Source organism: Planctomycetia bacterium (assembly GCA_034440135.1).
Classification (GTDB): domain Bacteria; phylum Planctomycetota; class Planctomycetia; order Pirellulales; family JALHLM01; genus JALHLM01.
In genome coordinates this window covers 1-3,650 of sequence record JAWXBP010000294.1, presented here as the reverse complement: position 1 = coordinate 3,650, position 3,650 = coordinate 1, and the positions used below count along the sequence as shown (strand labels likewise).

Genomic DNA, 3,650 nt, shown 5'->3' with positions numbered 1-3,650 from the left:
TTCGGGGCCGAATTCATTCCGATTTATCAGGCCCACCCGCAGGCCCAAATCGCGGCGATTTGCCAGCGCAACCGGCAAAAGATGGACGAGGTCGGCAAGCGGTTCGGCATCGAAACGCGGTACGAGAACTACGCCGACCTGCTCAAGGACCCCGCGGTCGACTTCGTGCACATCAACTCGCCGATCGGCGACCACGCGCCGATGTCGATCGCCGCTCTCAAGGCCGGCAAACACGTGATGTGCACGGTGCCGATGGCCACGACCGTGGAGCAGTGCCGGGAGATCGTCGACCTGGTGAAGCAGACCGGGCTGAAGTACATGATGGCCGAAACGGTCGTCTATAGCCGCGAGTTTTTGTACATCCGCGACATGTACCGCAAGGGGGAACTCGGCACGATTCAGCACCTGGCGGCCTCGCACCCGCAAGACATGGACGGCTGGCCGGACTACTGGCAGCGGATGATTCCGATGCACTACGCCACGCACGTGGTGAGCCCGTGCCTGGGACTGTTGGACGCCAAGGCGGAATACGTCAGTTGCTTCGGCAGCGGCAAGGTGCGCGACGACATCGCCAAGAAGAGCGGCAACCGATTCGCGGTGGAGAGCTGCCACATCAAGTTGAAGGACTCCGACGTTACGGCCCACATCTGGCGATTTCTCTACGACGTCGCCCGGCAATACCGCGAGAGCTTCGACGTGTACGGCACGAAGCGGAGTTTCGAGTGGACGCTGGTGGAGCACGAGCCGCACATCATCCACACGGCCAAGAAGCCGGAGCCGGAGATTCCGGAAAAGGTGACGGTGCCGGACTTCGCGCACCTGCTACCCGAACCGATCCGCAAGTTCACGCTACCGCAGCACATTCAGGACGCCGAACATCTTTCGTTCATCCAGGGGGGCGGGCACGGCGGCTCGCATCCGCACATGGTGAACGAGATGATTTCGGCCTTGGTGGAAAACCGCGACCCGTGGCCGAACGGGGTTACCGCGGCGAACTGGACGTGCGTGGGGATCTGCGCGCACCAATCGGCGGAGAAGGGGGGCGAGATCGTGAGGCTGCCCGAGTTCACGCTCGGGTAAAATGATGATGGGTAAGCTGCGTTTGGCTCTCCGAGAATATCTGGCACGGCTGTTTCGACTTACGCCGTCGTTTCGGGGTGAAGGCCGACTGGCGTCGTTCATCCAAAATTGCTTGACGGACTACACGAACTCGGATGAATGTTGCGTCGACGTTCGAATGCGCGACGGAACCGTGCTTAAAGTCGATTTGCGAAGCCGCATGGAGCGGCACGTTTACTGGCGCGGTGAATTCGACCCGACGTCGGTCGGGCTCTTTGAGAAATTGTTGGTACCGGGCGCCACAGTCATTGATATTGGTGCGAGCATCGGTTTCTTTTCCGTGCCGCTGGCTCGCGCCGTAGCGCGACAGCAAGGACACGTTTACGCGATTGAGCCGGTCCCGGCCAACTTCGAACGGCTGTGCGAGAATCTGCGGTTGAACGGCCTAGAGGGCGTCTGTACGCCGTTTCACCTGGCGTTGGGAAAAGCACGGGGGATTGCCAAGCTCACGATGGATGACGACGTGCACGCAGTGACCGGCAATGCCGTCGCTGCGACGATTGCCATGGATACGACGCTGGATTTTCCGATCCCTGAGCCGTGGGCAACGAACGCACCGGTGTTCACCGACACGCTCGACGATTTTGCTGATCGCTTGGGACCTTTGGATACCGTTCTCGTAAAAATGGACGTCGAGGGAGGGGAGTACGAGATCCTGCAATCGTCAACTCGCTTTGTCGCTCGTCACCAACCCATTTTTTACTGTGAATTGAATTACCGCCGCATGCGAAAGGTCGGGTGGACGGTTGCGACACTCAACGAACTGATTTCGCCCTGGAACTATGAGATGCATCATCATGACGGCCGCGGGCTGGTAGCAGGATGCATTGGCGGCCCGGATACGGAAGATGTGTTCTTACTGCCGCGTGACCAGGTGGAATCGGTTCGAGAGCGGCCGGCACGTCAGCCATGACCATTCGCAGCGCGGCGTAGCCGCAACCATAGGAAGGAAGAGGCAGATTTTTCACAACAAAGGCACGGAGTCACGGAGAAGACGGGGGAGCAGCAGAAGGATTTTTTAACCGCCGATGAACGCAGATGAACGCGGATAAAACGAGAGAAGCCGAAGGAAGAAGAGGCGGATTTTTCACCACGAGGCACGGAGGGAGGGAGAAGACGGGGAGCAGCAGAAGGATTTTTTAACCACCGATGAACACCGATGAACACTGATAAAACGAGAGAAGCCGAAGAGAAGAACGTCGGCAATCGATGAAAGGCAAACGAACTCGCCGCCAAAATTCTTCGCGGCACGCGAAGAATTCAGAGGTTAGTAGTACAGATGAACTCAGATGATGAAGACCAGAGGAGAGTGACGGAGAGGAGAGCGAACGGCTGCGAGAACGCGAAAGGGGCGAGAATGCGAACGGAAAGACGTCGCTTCGTGGAAATCTTCGCGCCACGCAAGGAGTTTAGAGGTTAGTAGTACGGTGTGCGATAACCTACGTGCCGAGCGGCTTGATTAATAAGGCCAGATGATGATTCCTTCTTTCGCCGGACGCTGCGCTGCAATCGCATTGCCTGCAATTTGCCTATTCGCAGCGGTCTCATCGACGGCGGCCGCCGATCTGAAACTGCTGTTCTTGGGGGACCATGGGCACCATAAGCCGGCGGCGCGGTTCGCGCAGCTCCAACCGGTGCTGGCCGCGCGGGGCATCGAGCTGACGTACACGGAAAAGGTCGGCGACTTGAACCGTAAGAGCCTTGCAAAGTACGGGGCGCTCGTGATCTACGCGAATATCGACGAGTTGCCGGCGGCGGAAGAAGCAGCCCTGTTGGAGTACGTTGCCGAGGGGGGCGGGCTCGTGGCTTTGCACTGCGCGTCGTTCTGTTTTCGCAACTCGCCGAAGTACGTGGAGTTGGTCGGCGCTCAATTCAAGAGTCACGGCACGGGGAGGGTGGTGACGGCGATCGTCGGCGGATCGCACCCGGTGATGCAAGGCTTCGGTGGTTTCTCGAGTTGGGACGAAACCTACGTGCATGACAAGCACAACGAGGCCGGCCGCGTCGTGCTGGAGGCGCGTAAGGAAGGGGAGCGGAACGAGCCTTGGACGTGGATTCGCACGCAGGGGAAGGGGCGCGTGTTTTACACGGCCTGGGGACACGACGAGCGGACCTGGGGGCACAAAGGATTCCATAATCTCGTGGAGCGCGGCATCCGCTGGGCCGTGGGGGACGATCCCGGCAAGGCGGGGCCCTACCTGGAAAACGCAATCGACTCGTACGTGCCCCGGATGACGGAGCCGCGGACCGATGTGGACCTCTTTGAATACCTCCCGGCGAAGGTGCCGTTCTATCCCGAAGGGGGCGCACGCAAGGGAGACGGCGCGTGGAACAGAATGCAGATTCCGCTTCCGCCCGAAGAGTCGCTCAAGCATTACGTGCATCCCGACGAGTTTGAGCTGCGGCTTTTCGCGGCTGAGCCCGATATCGGCAAGGCGTTGGCCATGACCTGGGACGCCCGGGGCCGATTGTGGCTCTGCGAATCGACCGACTACCCGAACAATTTGCAGACGCCCGGCCAGGGGAACGAC

3 protein-coding genes are annotated in these 3,650 nt (G+C 59.7%); all 3 read left to right on the top strand.

All coding sequences use genetic code 11. The features are described from left to right. Nucleotides 1-1,080, top strand: a 1,080-nt coding sequence (locus tag SGJ19_17855; GenBank protein MDZ4782115.1) for a Gfo/Idh/MocA family oxidoreductase, incomplete at its 5' end; no start/stop codon positions are given. 157 nt (nt 1,081-1,237) lie between these two features. Then, nucleotides 1,238-2,032 carry an FkbM family methyltransferase gene (locus SGJ19_17850; GenBank protein MDZ4782114.1) on the top strand — a complete coding sequence of 265 codons (795 nt, stop codon included), beginning with the start codon at nt 1,238-1,240 and terminating at the stop codon, nt 2,030-2,032. A 559-nt stretch (nt 2,033-2,591) separates the two neighbouring features. Further along, on the top strand, nt 2,592-3,650 hold a 1,059-nt coding region (locus SGJ19_17845), incomplete at its 3' end, for a ThuA domain-containing protein (protein ID MDZ4782113.1).

What these genes read in the sequence shown, in the direction of transcription:
- SGJ19_17850 (MDZ4782114.1), top strand. Translation starts at nt 1,238, where the DNA reads ATGCGCGACGGAACCGTGCTTAAAGTCGATTTGCGAAGCCGCATGGAG.